Origin of the sequence: Streptomyces spiramyceticus (assembly GCF_028807635.1) — a bacterium.
GTDB lineage: Bacteria > Actinomycetota > Actinomycetes > Streptomycetales > Streptomycetaceae > Streptomyces > Streptomyces spiramyceticus.
In genome coordinates, this window is the sequence record NZ_JARBAX010000001.1 from 1523284 (window position 1) to 1536336 (window position 13053).

Annotated in this window: 14 protein-coding genes; 7 read left to right on the forward strand and 7 right to left on the reverse strand. The window is 69.5% G+C overall.

Going from position 1 to position 13053, the window contains the following annotated elements:
- Window positions 1–10: 10 nt before the first annotated feature.
- The 5 genes from PXH83_RS06825 to PXH83_RS06845 form a co-directional block, all read right to left on the reverse strand.
- On the reverse strand, window positions 11–799 hold the full coding sequence (locus PXH83_RS06825; protein ID WP_274557818.1) for a hypothetical protein: 789 nt from the start codon (window positions 797–799) through the stop codon (window positions 11–13).
- Window positions 799–1335, reverse strand: coding sequence for a SigE family RNA polymerase sigma factor (locus PXH83_RS06830; protein WP_274557820.1), 537 nt, complete (start codon window positions 1333–1335; stop codon window positions 799–801). Before PXH83_RS06830 ends, PXH83_RS06825 begins: the two co-directional genes overlap by 1 nt.
- A 48-nt stretch (window positions 1336–1383) precedes the next feature.
- Complete coding sequence (locus PXH83_RS06835; protein ID WP_420803124.1) at window positions 1384–2853, reverse strand: MFS transporter; 1470 nt, start codon at window positions 2851–2853, stop codon at window positions 1384–1386.
- A 366-nt stretch (window positions 2854–3219) separates the two neighbouring features.
- Entirely contained in the window at window positions 3220–4413 is a 1194-nt protein-coding gene (locus PXH83_RS06840) for a lipid-transfer protein (RefSeq protein ID WP_274557825.1), read from the reverse strand.
- 13 nt (window positions 4414–4426) lie between these two features.
- Window positions 4427–6568: an acyl-CoA dehydrogenase family protein gene (locus PXH83_RS06845; protein ID WP_274557827.1), complete on the reverse strand. Its 2142-nt coding sequence runs from the start codon at window positions 6566–6568 to the stop codon at window positions 4427–4429.
- Between the two features lie 152 nt (window positions 6569–6720).
- On the opposite strand from PXH83_RS06845, the gene PXH83_RS06850 reads away from it, so the two are divergent.
- Window positions 6721–7062 (forward strand): hypothetical protein, encoded by a 342-nt coding sequence (locus tag PXH83_RS06850; protein ID WP_274557829.1) that lies wholly within the window; start codon window positions 6721–6723, stop codon window positions 7060–7062.
- A 61-nt stretch (window positions 7063–7123) separates the two neighbouring features.
- On the opposite strand, the gene PXH83_RS06855 is transcribed toward PXH83_RS06850, so the two are convergent.
- Together PXH83_RS06855 and PXH83_RS06860 are read right to left on the reverse strand one after the other, a co-directional pair.
- Complete coding sequence (locus PXH83_RS06855; RefSeq protein WP_274557831.1) at window positions 7124–7399, reverse strand: DUF397 domain-containing protein; 276 nt, start codon at window positions 7397–7399, stop codon at window positions 7124–7126.
- Window positions 7359–8207: a helix-turn-helix domain-containing protein gene (locus PXH83_RS06860; RefSeq protein ID WP_274562707.1), complete on the reverse strand. Its 849-nt coding sequence runs from the start codon at window positions 8205–8207 to the stop codon at window positions 7359–7361. The genes PXH83_RS06855 and PXH83_RS06860 overlap by 41 nt, the downstream gene beginning before the upstream one ends.
- An 85-nt stretch (window positions 8208–8292) precedes the next feature.
- Between PXH83_RS06860 and PXH83_RS06865 the strand changes: the two genes are divergently transcribed.
- The 6 genes from PXH83_RS06865 to PXH83_RS06890 all read left to right on the forward strand — a co-directional run bounded on the left by PXH83_RS06865 (window position 8293) and on the right by PXH83_RS06890 (window position 12966).
- Window positions 8293–8709 carry an ATP-binding protein gene (locus PXH83_RS06865; RefSeq protein ID WP_274557833.1) on the forward strand — a complete coding sequence of 139 codons (417 nt, stop codon included), beginning with the start codon at window positions 8293–8295 and terminating at the stop codon, window positions 8707–8709.
- A gap of 57 nt (window positions 8710–8766) precedes the next feature.
- Entirely contained in the window at window positions 8767–9414 is a 648-nt protein-coding gene (locus PXH83_RS06870; RefSeq protein WP_274557834.1) for a class I SAM-dependent methyltransferase, read from the forward strand.
- A 22-nt stretch (window positions 9415–9436) separates the two neighbouring features.
- Entirely contained in the window at window positions 9437–10402 is a 966-nt protein-coding gene (locus tag PXH83_RS06875; RefSeq protein WP_274557835.1) for an N-acetylmuramoyl-L-alanine amidase, read from the forward strand.
- Window positions 10403–10587: 185 nt separating this feature from the next.
- Window positions 10588–11463 (forward strand): hypothetical protein, encoded by an 876-nt coding sequence (locus PXH83_RS06880; protein ID WP_274557836.1) that lies wholly within the window; start codon window positions 10588–10590, stop codon window positions 11461–11463.
- A 139-nt stretch (window positions 11464–11602) separates the two neighbouring features.
- The gene (locus tag PXH83_RS06885; RefSeq protein ID WP_274557837.1) at window positions 11603–12613 is read left to right on the forward strand and encodes an LLM class F420-dependent oxidoreductase; all 1011 of its coding nucleotides are present in this window, start codon (window positions 11603–11605) and stop codon (window positions 12611–12613) included.
- Between the two features lie 59 nt (window positions 12614–12672).
- Entirely contained in the window at window positions 12673–12966 is a 294-nt protein-coding gene (locus PXH83_RS06890; RefSeq protein WP_274557839.1) for a hypothetical protein, read from the forward strand.
- Window positions 12967–13053: the final 87 nt, after the last annotated feature.

Genomic DNA, 13053 nt, shown 5'->3' on the forward strand with positions numbered 1-13053 from the left:
CGCGGCCCGGTCAGCCGACCTGCACCGTCCTCGAATCGCCCTGTGCGTCGTAGACACGGACACTCAGCGCACGTTTCTCGGGCCCCCGATCATCGCCCCGTTCGTCGTCCTCCGTTACGAACCACCGGTACTTGAACCCGGCCGCCCTTGTCAGCTCGGGCTCGGTGGACCCGTACTCCACGCGCTCCACCTTCGGTCCGACGTATCCGACAGTCATCTTCTTCCCCTTCGCCGTGAACGTGTACGACTGGAAGCCCATGCCGTCGACGTCGTCCGACCTGCTCTGAAGGCCATGGACCGGCAGGGTCCGCTTGCCCCAGTGGGCGTCGGCGACGATGACGGAGAACCAGCTCGAACCGATCGAGGGCACGGGGTCGGCCTCCCGCTCGTCCCACACCCCGTACTCGATCATCCGCTCCTTCTGCTTGCGCGCCTCGGCCTCGCTTCGCGGAGCGCCCCAGACCTCCAGAGACACGTATGCCTCCTCGGACTCGGCCTCGCCGAAGATCTCCGTGAGATGGGTCCGCTGCGGCGTGTAGACATGACGCTCCTCGGCCGACAGCCGCTGCGACGCCACGTTGGACTGCTCTCGCCCGTCCACCACCGCCAGTGCCAGCGACCCCGTGGAGCCCGCCATCACCAGTGCCACAGCCGCTCCGAGCACCCAGCGGCGTGCCTTGCGGCGCTTGCCGCCGCGCATCACTGCCTCGTACGGGGCTATACCGACCTCGACCTCGTCCGTCGCGTCCGCGAGCCGCAGGGAGATGTCGTGGTGCGCCATGTCCTGTTCCCTGTTCATCACTTCGCCCCTCGGCTTCCGACCTTCTCGGTCAATGCGGGAATGGCACGCAGCTTGGCGATCCCCTTGGCGGCATTGCTCTTCACGGCTCCCACCGAGCAGCCCATGGCTTCTGCGGCCTGGGTCTCGCTCAGGTCCTCCCAGTACCGCAGCACCACCGCTTCCCGCTGACGCACGGGGAGCTGGGCGAGGGCGCGCAGCAGAGCGGACCGGTCGTCGGCCTGCGCCATCCGGTCACCGCGCTCGGGCGCATCGAGTATCGGAGCCGAATCCTGCAGCGAGAGGAACTCCTTGAGCTTCCTGCGGTGTTTTCGCGCATGGGCGTTGACCATGATGCGCCGCACATACGCGTCCGGATCACCGGCGGCGCTCACCCTGCCCCAGGACACGTACGCCCGCTCCAGGGACGACTGCACCAGGTCCTCCGCTGCGTGCTGCTCCCCCGTGAGAAGAAACGCCGTACGCATCAGCTGCGGCCAGCGGTTGACGACGAATCCCCGGAACTCTTCGTCCCGGACCTGCTTTCGCTCCCCCATGAATGCCTCCTTGCATATTGGAGTCCATGAGGGCCCGAAACCGTTGCCTCAGCCCGCCGATCCCGTCGTTCCGGTCGTTCCGGTCGTTCCCGTCCGCCTCGGGAGGAGGAAGAACATCAGCGCTACGCCTCCCACCAGCGCAAACGTCCCCGTTCGAAAAGCCAGCGCGTATCCCGCCGTCAGCGCCTCCGCGGTTGTTCCACCCGCGGTCCTGGACGCCGCGACCGTCGAAAGCACCGCCAGTCCCAGCGCGCCGCCCATCGTGCGCGAGGTGTTGATGAGGCCGGAGAGGAGACCGGCGTCTCCCGGGGCGCCGGCCGAGGTCGCGAGTGAGGCGAGCGGCGTCGATGCCAGGCCCGCGCCGACCATCATGAGGATGCCGGGGCCGAGTACGGCCGTGAGGTACGAGCCCTCTGCGGTCATCGTGGACTGCCAGCCCATGCCTGCCGCCGCGACCAGGGCGCCACTGATCGCGACCCTGCGCGCGCCGATCCTGGCCATCAGGCGCGGGGCGAGCTTCGAGCCGATGACGATGCTCAGCGAGCTGGGGATGAGGGCGAGCCCGGCACCGAGGGGGCTGTAGCCCAGTACGTTCTGGGCGTACAGCGTCATGAAGAACCACATGCAGAACATCGCGGAGCCGTTTACGAACATCGCCGCGTTCGCGGCGGAGACTGCTCGCACGCGGAAGAACTTCAGTGGCATGAGGGGTGACTTGGTGCGTGCCTCCACCGCAACGAAGGCGGTGAGGAGCGCGAGGCCTGCGAGGAGGGGGGCGAGTGTCGATACCGAGGCCCAGCCCTCCTCTTCGGTCTGCACGATCCCGTACGCGAGGGTGGCCAGGCCCGCCGTGACCAGCAGTGCGCCCGGCAGGTCCAGGCGGCGGCCGTCCCTGGCGTGGCTCTCGGCGAGCCATGCGGCTGCGCCGACCAGTACCAGGGCGCCGACTGGCACGTTGATCAACAGCGTCCAGCGCCAGGAGAGGACGTCCGTCAGTACGCCGCCGACGAGCCCGCCCGCTGCGCCGCCGCCTGCGCCTACCGCCGACCAGGTTCCTATGGCCCGGGCTCTGGCCGCGCCCTCCGGGACGGCGGAGGTGAGGATGGTGAGCGTTGCGGGGGCCAGTACGGCTGCGCCCAGGCCCTGTACTGCGCGGGCGGTCACCAGGTGCCAGCCCTCCTGGGCGAGGCCGCCCGCGAGGGAGGCGGCGGTGAACAGGCCCAGGCCCAGGAGGAAGGTCCGCTTCCGGCCGAAGATGTCTGCGGCGCGACCGCCGAGGAGCATGAATCCGGCGAAGGCGATCGAGTAGGCGTTGAGCACCCATTGCAGGCCGACTGCGGTCAGTCCCAGGTCTGCGCGCATGGAGGGCAGCGCGACGTTTACTACGGATACGTCGAGGACCACCAAGAACTGCCCTGCGCAGGCGGCCAGTACGACTGCCCAGGTGCGGGATGCCTTGCGGTCGGCGGGGGTTCGGGTTTCGTCGGGGGAAGGGGCTGCTTGGGGCATGGGTGTCATGCTCGCAGCATTGGTGTGACCCGTACATGTGGGTTTTGGGGCGTGGCGTGGGGGTGTCGGTGCGGGTGCGTGTGCGGTGCGGGTGTGTCGTGCGGGTTGCCTGCGGCGCAGTTCCCCTACCCGCCCCTTTCCCGAAACTGGGGGCAAGCCCCCATACCCCCGGACGCCCTTCGGGCGTGGTCCTCAAACGCCGGAGGGGCTGGAAAATCCAGCCCCTCCGGCGTTTGAGGAGCGGGGTCTGGGGCGGAGCCCCCCGCGGCGGCAGCCGCAAATGTCACAGCCGGGAAGGGGCGGGGTGGGGAAAGCCCGCCGCAGGCGCTGCGCCCCGGAGGCCAAGGCTGCCGCAGGCGCCTGCGCCCTGCGGGGTTACTGGCGTCGCAGTAGCGTTACCACCGCCGCGCCGCCCAGGCCTATGTTGTGGGCCAGGCCCACCCTCGCACCCGGTACCTGGCGCTCGCCCGCCTCTCCTCGCAGCTGCCACGTCAGTTCCGCCGCCTGTGCCAGGCCCGTTGCGCCCAGGGGGTGGCCCTTGGAGATCAGGCCGCCCGACGGGTTTACGACCCACCGTCCCCCGTACGTCGTCGCGCCGCTCTCCACGAGCTTGCCGGACTCGCCGTCCGCGCACATGCCCAGCGCCTCGTACGTCAGAAGTTCGTTGACGGAGAAGCAGTCGTGCAGCTCCACCACGTCTACGTCCTCGATGCCTAGACCCGAGTGCTCGTACGCCTGACGGGCCGCCGCCCGCGACATGGGCTTGCCGACCGCGTCGATGCACGAGCCCGATGCGAAGCTCTCCTCCGTGTCCGTCGTCATCGTCTGTGCGGCGATCTCGACCGCCTTGTCGTGCAGGCCGTGCTGGACCACGAAGCGCTCCGAGACGACCACCGCCGCCGCTGCTCCGTCGGACGTGGGCGAGCACTGGAGCTTGGTCAGCGGGCGGTGGATCGTCTTGGACATCAGGATCTCGTCGATCGTCCAGACGTCACGGAACTGGGCGTTCGGGTTCGCCGCCGAGTGCTTGTGGTTCTTGGCGGCTACAGCGGCCAGCTTCGCCTCCGTCGTGCCGTACCGCTCCATGTGCTCGCGCGCCGCGTTCCCGAAGATCTGCGCGGTGGGCGGGGAGGTCATTTCGAAGCCGTGTGCCGCCGCCATTACGCCGTAGTGGCGGGCGACTGGGGACGTGCTGAAATCGCCGCTGTCCGCTCCGCCGCCCAGTGCGCCTCGCTTCATCTTCTCGAAGCCCAACGCCAGGACGCAGTCACTCATGCCGCCCTCAACGAACTGCCGCGCCATCATCAACGCCGTCGATCCCGTCGCGCAGTTGTTGTTGACGTTGTAGACGGGCACGCCTGTGAGGCCGAGTTCGTACGCGGCGCGCTGTCCGGCCGTCGACGGCTGGAAGCAGTAGCCGACAGGGACCTGCTGGACCTGTCCGTACGGGACCCCGGCATCCTCCAGGGCGTTCGTGCCCGCTTCCTTCGCCATGTCCCAGTACTGCCAGTCCCGTGACTCGGGCTTCTCGAACTTCGTCATCCCCACGCCGACGATGTACGCCTTCATCCGTGTCGCTCCTTCAGTCTCGCGGCAGGCCGAGAATGCGCTCGGCCACGACATTGAGCTGAACCTGGGTGGTACCGCCCGCGATGGTCAGACAGCGGGACATCAACAGGCCGTGCACCGCCCGCTCCCCCGCCCCCTCGCTCACCGCGCCCGCCGGTCCGAGCAGTTCGAGGGCGAGTTCGGCGACCTTCTGCTGGTGGCCGGTCTGGACGAGCTTGCGTACGCTCGCGCCGGCGCCCGGCTCCGCGCCGTCGACCTGCCTAAGCGTCGTACGCAGGCCGATGCAGGCAAGAGCGTGTGCCTCGGCGGTCAGCGCGCCGATACGGGCCCGGTAGGTGTCGTCGTCGAGACCGGGTGCCCGTGCGAGCAGTTCCTCCAGCCCCGTGTCGAACGTCAACTGATCGGCCATATGGACGCGTTCGTTGCCGAGAGTGTTGCGGGCGACCCGCCAGCCGTCGTTGACCTCCCCTACGACAGCGTCGGCGGGCAGCAGGACGTCGTCGAAGTACACCTCGTTGAAGAGCGAGTCACCGGTGATCTCCTTGAGCGGGCGGATGTCGATGCCGGGTGTGTTCTTCATGTCGACGACGAAGTACGTGAGTCCTTTGTGCTTCGGCGCGTCCGGATCCGTGCGGGCCAGCAGGATGCCGTAGTCGGCCCACTGTGCCGCGCTCGTCCACACCTTCTGTCCGGTGACCCGCCACCCTTCCGGTACGCGCCGTGCCTTCGTAAGGAGCGAGGCGAGGTCCGAGCCTGCGCCCGGTTCGCTGAACAGCTGGCACCACAGCACATCGCCCCGCAGTGTCGGCAGCAGGTGGCGCTGTTTCTGCCCCTCTGTGCCGTACGCGATAAGGGACGGCACCACCCAGGTCGCGATACCGAGGTCGCTGACCTCCACTCCGGCGGCCCTCAGCTCCTCCTGGACGGCGAGCTGCTGTACCGGTCCGGCGCCGAGACCGTACGGAGGGGGCAGGTGCGGGGCGACGTAGCCGGTGGGTGCGAGGGCACGGCGGGCGGCGCCCGGGTCGAGTCCGCGAGCCCCTGCTGTCGCCTCGCGCGCCTGCTGCCTGTACGGGCCCGCTTCCGGCGGCAGTTCCAGCCGCAGCTCACGGCGCGCGCCGTCTGTCGCAAGCCGCACGGCCCGTAACCGGTGGCCGTCCCCCGCGCCCATGAGCTGCCGGGCGACGACCGCGCGGCGCAGGTAGAGGTGGGCGTCGTGTTCCCATGTGAAGCCGATCCCGCCGAGGATCTGGATGCAGTCCTTGGCGCAGCTGTACGCGGCGTCCAGGGCCGTGGCGGCGGCAAGGGCGGCCACGAGTCCCCCGGCGTCCGTCCCGACCGCACGGGCCGCGTCCCAGGCCAGTGCCCGCGCCTGTTCCAGGCGTACGAGCATGTCGGCACAGAGGTGCTTGACCGCCTGGAACTGTCCGACAGGCCGCCCGAACTGCTCGCGCACCTTCGCGTATTCGGTGGCCGTGTCCAGCGCCCAGGCGGCGGTGCCGCACGCGTCGGCGGCGTACACGACGGCGGCGAGGTCCCGTACGAGAGCCGTGTCCACGTCCAGTACGCGGCTCTGGGGGACGATGGCGGCGTGAGCGGTGACCTCCGCCGTGGGCCGGGTCGGATCGGCGCTCTCGTGCGTACGGACGGCCAAGTCCTCGGCGTCCACGGCGAACCAGGAGTTCCCTGCGGCGAGGACGAGGAGGTCCGCCTGCCCGCCGCCGAGTACGGGCGGGGCTGTCCCGTCGAGCCGGTAACCGCCTTCGACGGGTGCGGCGGTGAGCGTTCCCGGCCCGAGCGCGACTGCCCCGATACGCGCGCCTCCCGCCAGCTCGGCGACAAGCCCACCCTGCCCCGCGCGGCACAGCACCTCGGAAGCAAGCACGCTCGGCAGATACGGGCCCGGAAGTGCGGCCCCGCCCATCGCCTCCAGTACGACGGCCAGATCGAGCAGCGTGCCTCCCCCGCCGCCGTACTCCTCGGGCAGATGCAGGCCGTGCAGGCCCTGTTCCGCTGCCCCGTCCCAGTACCCGGGCCGTCGCCCCCCTGCCCCGTCGAGCAGCTTCCGCACGGCCTCGGGCGGTACGGCCCGCGCGAGCCAGCGGCGTACGGAGTCCGCCAGTTCGCGATGCTCTTGCGTGATTCCGATAGCCATACAGGCAGACTAGAACACGTTCCAATCTGACGGTAGGTCAGATGGCGGGCGAAGATACGATACGACTCAACCGTTCGAGTGGTGCGGACATAATGGGACATATCCGCGGTTAATGGACAGTCGGCATCGCAGCCCTCAAAGGACGGAATCCCATGCGACTTCGCAACACCCTGGCCGCCGCCCTCGGCGCCTTCCCGCTCGTCCCGACCCTGCCGACCTCGGCGAGTGCAGCCTCGGGAGACTCCAGCTACGCCTACTTGGACGAGCAGGAGAACGATCAGACCGGCCGGCTGACCGACCCCGAGAGCGAGACGTGCATCAACCTGCCGGAGGCGGAGAGCGACGGCGCCCCGGCCGCCGGCGCCCCCAGGAACAGCACGGATGAGTTCGCCACTGCCTCCGTCGAGGCGAACTGCGAAGGCCCCAGCTTTGCCCTTCGGCCCGGCGGCGGCGTCTCCAGCCGCCTCAAGGTGCGCTCGGTGATCTTCCGCTGAGCACGCGCACTTCCGCCCCGGTACATGTACGTACCGGGGCGGAGTGCTGTGGCGTTACCTCTCAGAGGCCGCCCTCGGCGGCGGCCGTGACGAACGCGGCGAACGCGGAGGGGGTGACGGCGAATGCGGGGCCGTCGGGGTTCTTGGAGTCGCGGACGGCGATACGGCACGGCTGAGCGGCGACCTCGACGCAGTCGCCGCCGGAGCTTCCGCTGTACGACGACTTACGCCAGGCGAGTGCGCCGAGTGTGGCGCACTCGATGCAGTCACCTCCGGTGTCGCCGCTGTACGACGACTTACGCCACCGTGCGCCCGTCAGGTTCTGGCTGGTCCCCATAGCGCTCCTCCATTACGCGGGCGATCAGTGCCGCCGAATCCTCCACGGAGAGCGCGGCGGCCTGCAAGTGATCGTAACGGAGTGAACCTTCCCTGATAGCGCTCGGATTGGCCGTCATGTGGCCCTGGACGAAGTCCTCTGTGTAGACCAAGTCCGGGTCGTCCTCGAAGCGCAGAATGTTGAACGAGCCCATCAGCCCCGCATGGGCGCCTACCTCGAAAGGCAGAATCTGCACCTTCACCCACTCCCGCCCCTGCAGGCTCAACAAGTGAATGAGTTGACTCCGCATGACCTCCCGGCCGCCGATCTCCTGATGCAGGACGGCCTCGCTCAGCACCACCCACATCAATGGCGGGTAGTCGCGGTCCAGGATGCGCTGCCGCTCCATTCGGGCGGCCGTCCGGGCATCGAGGTTGTCCCCGGTCCGGGCCCCCAGCACCGCTCGCGCGTACGCCTCCGTCTGGAGCAAGCCGTACACCAACTGCGCCTGGTACGTGGAGATGTACGTCGCCTTCGCTTCCATCTCCGCATACGGCTGAAACCAGTGCGGCAACTGACTCCGCAGCACCAGCCCCACCAGCCGCGAGAACGTCCCTCCCGTCCCCAGCGCCGCGTCCAGCCGTTCCGAGAAGTCCCGGGTCGGCACCTTCTTCGCCGTTTCGACCTGGCCGATCAGCGAGCCCGTACAGAAGATGATGCTGCCGAGCTGCCCCTGCAACAGCCCCGCTTCGTCTCTCAGGCGGCGCAGTTCGGAGCCGTAGTAGTCCAGCGGCGATGCGCTGGGATCGAGATCGCGGATGTTGACCATGTCGGCGGCCACCCCCAAGTTCACGCCTCGCGGCGTTCGTTTCGGTCAGTAGCCGAGCGTAATCGCGCCACTGCATCCTGGTGACATGAATCACGCAACTGACCAGTCACCAGCGGATATTGACGCCAGCTACCGGATGGGCTTCACGGTCGGTGAGCATTCCGCGCGGCACATGCGGCGCATCGTGCGGATGTTTCTGGCCCACTGGGACATGGCCGAGCTGACCGACGCCGCCGAACTCGCGCTCACCGAGCTCGTCGCCAATGTCGTACGGCACGTGCCCGGCCGGCACTGCACGCTCCTCATCCTCCGCCGACCCGGCGGCCTGCGCGTGGAGGTCACGGACGGCTATCCCCGCCCGGCGCGCACCGTAGAAGCCCTCGACGGGCTCGCCGAGGGCGGACGCGGGCTGCGGCTCGTCGAGGCCGTGACGGATCGCTGGGGCACGGTGCGGCTGCCGGGCGGCAAGACGGTCTGGTTCGAGTGCGACGCGAAGCCGTGAACGGGCCCGCCCTACGATGTGACCGCCCAGTACACGCGCACGACCAGGAGGAACCCCATGGCCGCCGCCGCGCCCAAGCCGGAGACGCTCGCCGCTTTCGAGGCCGCCAAGGGCTTCATGCCGGTAGGTGAAGGGCTGGCCCTGTACGCCGCCGCCGCCGAAGCGGGCGCGCTCGGGCTGCCCCTCCTGGAGGTCGGCTCGTACTGCGGGCGCTCCACGATCCTGCTCGCCGATGCCGCCCGCGAGGCCGGTACGGTCGCGATCACCGTCGACCACCACCGTGGCAGCGAGGAGCAGCAGCCGGGCTGGGAGTACCACGACCCGAGCGTCGTGGACCCGGAGGTGGGCCGGATGGACACCCTCCCGACCTTCCGCCGCACGCTCCACAAGGCGGGTCTTGAGGACCACGTCGTGGCGATCGTGGGGCGTTCGCCGCAGGTCGCGGCCGTGTGGGGCGGCAAGGTGGGCCTCGTCTTCATCGACGGCGGGCACACCGACGAGCACGCGAACGGCGACTACGAGGGCTGGGCGCCGCACGTCGCCGACGGGGGGCTGCTCGTCATCCACGACGTGTTCCCCGACCCGGCGGACGGCGGCCAGGCGCCGTACCGCGTGTACCTGCGTGCCCTCGCGTCCGGCGCCTTCACCGAAACCTCGGTGAACGACTCGCTGCGCGTCCTGCGGCGTACATCCTCGGGGATCTGAGCCGGCCGGATAGCATCACTGCGTGTCGTATGACAGCCCTCCCCCCACGTCCCGGCCGTCTCGCCGCTTCTCCGGCCGCGGCAACCTCACCGTCGCGGTCGCCGCGCTGGTGCCGACCGCGCTGGCCGGGTGGCTGGTGTGGCAGGGCATGAGTGACGCGGAGGGCAGTGGTCCGCCGCCGAAGGTGCTGCCGAGCCAGAGCCGGTCCGCAACTGGACCGGCGTCGCCGCAGCCGAAGCCCGCGCCGCCGGCGCCGACGACTTCCGGAGCCTCCTCGCCTTCGCCGTCTTCGCCGTCCTCGCCTGCGGCGAAGGGCCCCCTCACGGGCAAGGTCGTAGTGGTAGATCCCGGGCACAACCCGGGTAATTTCCGCCACACGCGCGAAATCAACAAACTGGTAGACATCGGCACGAACCGCAAGGAATGCGACACCACCGGCACGTCCACCGACGCCGGTTACACCGAGGCCGCGTTCACCCTCGACGTCTCGCGCCGTCTGCGCACGCTTCTCGAAGAGCAGGGCGCCACGGTGAAGTTGGTACAGAACAACGACCGCCCGTACGGCCCGTGCATCGACGAGCGGGCCCGTATCGGCAACGACGCGAAGGCCGATGCCGTCATCTCGGTCCACGCAGACGGTTCCGCGGTGGGCCACCGCGGCTTCCATATGATCCTGCCCGCCCTGGTGAAGGGCGGTGTGGCGGACACCACGAAGATCGTCGGCCCGTCGCGCGAACTCGGGACGCGGATCGCGGGGAAGTTCGTACGGGCGACGGGCAGCGCACCCTCCAACTACGTGGGCGGCGGCACCGGGTTGGTCGTGCGCAAGGATCTCGGCGGTCTCAATCTGAGCAAGGTGCCGAAAGTATTCATCGAGTGCGGCAATATGCGTGACCCGAAGGACGAGGCTCTGCTGACAAGCGGTGCCTGGCGCCAGAAGGCCGCGCAGGGCATCGCGGACGGCATCGGCAGCTACCTCAAGGGGTAGGTCTGATACCGGGCGGACGCCCCCGCACGGGGGACGATAGATTCATCCGTACGATGGGGAGCCACCCCCGAGCTTCGTACTGTGCTTTAGCGTTACCGCCTGCCCGTGCCCGGCGTGCCCGCGCACACCGGCGTCAGCGATGACCGCCCCACCGCCCCGACGAATCGACCTACAAAGGACCTTACGTGAACATCCGCTCCCTCACTCGAGGCGACGGCGTGGTGATCGGAGCAGCGGTGGTGCTGTTCATCGCCTCGTTCCTCAGCCTCATCTCCATTCCTGAATGCCGTGGCGAGTTCTGCGGCTCCGCCTCGTCCTCGTCGACGAACGCGTGGGAATCGCTCGGCCTGTTGATGAGCATCTACCTCGCCGGTGTCATCGGCGCGGCACTGATCGTCCTCGGCCGCGGCATGCCGGGCCGCAAGGTCGCCGGTCTCGACCTCGGCCAGTTCGGTATCGCCCTCACGGTGTTCGCACTGTGGACGGCCTTCTGGACCATCATCGACATGACCGCCGACGCGGGCGCCGGCATGATCCTGGGCCTGCTCGCGACCATCGTGCTCGCGGCCGGCGCCATTGCCTCCCCGCTCGTCCCGGCTCTCAAGGCCCCGCTGATGGGCGCCCCGAGGCCCGCCGTGCAGCCGTACGGCGTCCAGCCGGGCCAGCCCGGCGCCGGCGGCTACGGCTACCCGGGCGCCCCGCAGCCGGCGTACGGCGGCCAGCCCGGCCCGGGTCAGGCGCAGCCGTACGGTGCGCAGCCGCAGCAGGGTCAGCCGCAGGCCGGCCAGCCGCAGGCGCAGCAGGCCGCGGCTCCGGCCGCGCAGGCACAGCAGGCGCAGCCGCAGGCCGGTGCGCCTGCCGGGGACTTCGCGCCGTTCTGGTTCGCGGTTCCGGTGGCCCGTCCGCTGTACGCGGAGGACGGTTCGCCGACGCCGATCGCGGAGCTGGCGCCCGGCACGTGGTACCTCGCGGTGGAGCAGCGCGGTACCGGTCTGGTCGCCCAGACGCAGGACGGCCGTCGTGGCGTCCTTCAGGACACGACGGGCATTCAGCGCGGCTGACGCCCCCGCCCGTAGCGCAAGAGCAACGGCCCCCCGCCCTTTCGGGCGGGGGGCCGTTGTCGTACAGTCAGCGACTGCGACCGTAAAACTGACGTGCCGTCAGAAAATGCTCTTGTCCCGTCCGGAGGGATCATCACGCATGCGCCTCGGACTCGCTCTCGGCTACTGGGGCCGCGGCCCCGATCCCGGCCATCTCGACCTCGCGCGCGAGGCGGAGCGCCTCGGCTACGACTCCGTGTGGACCGCCGAGGCCTGGGGCTCCGACGCGTTCACCCCGCTCACCTGGATCGCGGCGCACACCTCCCGCATCAGGCTCGGCACCGGTATCGCGCAGATGGCCGCCCGCACGCCGACGGCCACTGCGATGCACGCCCTCACACTGGACCACCTCTCCGGGGGCCGGATGATGCTGGGGCTGGGGCTGTCCGGACCGCAGGTGGTGGAGGGCTGGTACGGCCGCCCGTTCCCTTCGAGCCCGCTCACCGCGACGCGTGAGTACGTCGACGTAATCCGGCAAGTGCTGCGGCGGGAAGCCCCGGTGGAGGTGGACGGGCGGTTCCACCCTCTGCCGTACAAAGGCGCGGACGGTACAGGGACCGGAAAAGCCCTCAAGCCGATCACGCACCCACTGCGCGCCCGACTTCCCGTACTTCTGGGCGCAGAGGGCCCCAAAAACATCGCGCAGACGACCCGCATCGCGGACGGCTGGCTCCCCCTCTACTGGTCGCCGACGCGCACCGGCGTGTACGAGGCGTCGCTGACCGGCCTCCCCGAGAACTTCATGATCGCGCCGATGGCGCGGGCGAAGGTCTGCGACGACGTCGCGGAGGGGCTGCTGCCGGTCAAGGCGATGCTGGGGTTCTACATCGGCGGCATGGGCCATGCGGCCCGTAACTTCCATGCGGACCTCATGGCCCGTATGGGCTTCGAGGCCGAGGCCCGCCGCGTCCAGGAGCTGTTCCTGGCGGGCCGCAGGGAGGAGGCGGTGCTGGCGGTGCCGGACGCCTTCGCCGACGAGATCTCCCTGGTCGGCCCGCGCGAACGCATCGCGGAGCGCCTGGAACTGTGGCGCAAGGGTCCGGTCACCGACCTGCTGGTGACGGCGCCGGACCTGCACACCTTGCGCGTACTGGCGGAGCTGAACGGCTGAGCGGGAGCTTGTGCGCTCCGTCCGGGTTTCAGCCGTCGTGAAACGGCAACCCGTTTGACATGTCACCTCGTCATGGCAATGGCCGCAACCAGGCGGCGACGATCATCGCCATCGTCGCCGACGTCCTGGCCGGCGTCATCGTCCTGTGGATCCTGATGTACCTGCTGGACGCGAACCGGGAGAACGGGCTGGTGAGCTTCGTCCAGGACGCCGCGCGGTGGCTGGCCGCGTGGTCGTACGACCTGTTCACCTTCGACGATGCGTGGGCGCGGGTCGTGGCCGGTTATGGGCTTGCGGCGGTGGTGTACCTGTTCGTCGGGCATGCGGTTGCGGGGCGGTTGCGGCGGCATTGAGTCGGCGCCTGCGGCGGGCTTTCCCCCACCCCGCCCCTTCCCGAAACTGGGGGCTTCGCCCCCAGACCCCCTTTGTCCTCAAACGCC